Raw genomic sequence first — 1,238 nt, forward strand, 5'->3', positions numbered from 1 at the left:
GCACAACAAACCATTGACGTTCCAAAGCCTGCTGATGAAAATGAAACAGAAGTCACACGAGTTGATTTGTATGCTGCCCAAGCCGTTCGTGTTGCACCACTCTTAATTGAGCATCATATTCACTATATGGCTATTGATAGCTTCTACACCAAATATAAGTTTGTTACTCCAGTAGTCGGTACTGGACTCAATGTAGTAGGAAAACTTAGAAGTGATGCCAACTTACGTTGGTTATTTAAGGGAAATTATTCTGGCTTAGGTCGGCCCAAGAGATTTGATGGAAAAGTAAATTCCGTTGAAGATCTGCATCGTTTTGAATATGTTGGAAAGATTGAAGAAACTATTCAAGTTTATAGTGCTGTTTTGTATTCTGTTTGCTTGGAAAGAGACATCAAAGTGGTCATGCTAATTTGTAATAGGCATGGAAAATCAGTACGAGTTTTACTGTTCTCGACAGATACAAAGCTTGATGCAACGACGTTAATTTCTTACTACAAAGCTCGATTCCAAATTGAGTTTGTATTTAGAGATGCTAAGCAATTCACCGGGCTGCTGGATTGTCAGGCTCGCAACAAAGAAGCAATACACACTCACATCAATGCGTCGTTGGCCGCTTTAAATGTACTTAAGTTTGAAGATGCTTTGAGTAAAGAAAGCCATGGTGAAACGGTGATTTCAATAGCAAGCTGGAAACGTCGTAAGTTCAACCAGCACTTAATGAAAATCATTTTAAGCAAGTTAGATATCGACCCGAGTGACGAAAAAGTATCTCAAGTCGTTAGTGAGTTTGAAGAGTACGGAGCAATAGCGGCATGAAAAACGCCGAAAGTGTCCGCACTATTGAAAAAAATCAAAGCGTTTAAATGAGTGAAATAAGTACGAAACGAACTAAAAATATACGTTGAGTTTAAAATCTATCCAGTTATGCCAAAAACCTTATTTTTTTATCAAAAAGCGCTTGCGTAAAATCTCTGACTCCCTATAATGCGCAACCACTGACACGGCACACGCCGAGTTAGAGATTGATTAAATCAATCATTGCTCTTTAACAATATATCAAGCAAATCTGTGTGAGCACTCACAAAGATAGATTGTCTAAGTTATCCATCTCAGGATGAGGTAACCAAAAAATTTATCAATGATGATGTTCATGCAAACTTTCAAAGTTTTAATTAACTTTGAACATGCAAATTTAATTCAGCGAAAGTTGGATTATAAATTTTTTGCTTTTAGCTTTT

1 protein-coding gene is annotated in these 1,238 nt (G+C 36.9%); it reads left to right on the plus strand.

Annotated features, from left to right (window positions below):
- A partial coding sequence (locus JQC92_RS22355; protein ID WP_205001727.1) for a transposase occupies window positions 1-816 on the plus strand: 816 nt, incomplete at its 5' end.
- Window positions 817-1,238 lie beyond the last annotated feature (422 nt).

Origin of the sequence: Parashewanella hymeniacidonis (genome assembly GCF_016900895.1) — a bacterium.
In the GTDB taxonomy this organism is placed as follows: domain Bacteria; phylum Pseudomonadota; class Gammaproteobacteria; order Enterobacterales; family Shewanellaceae; genus Parashewanella; species Parashewanella hymeniacidonis.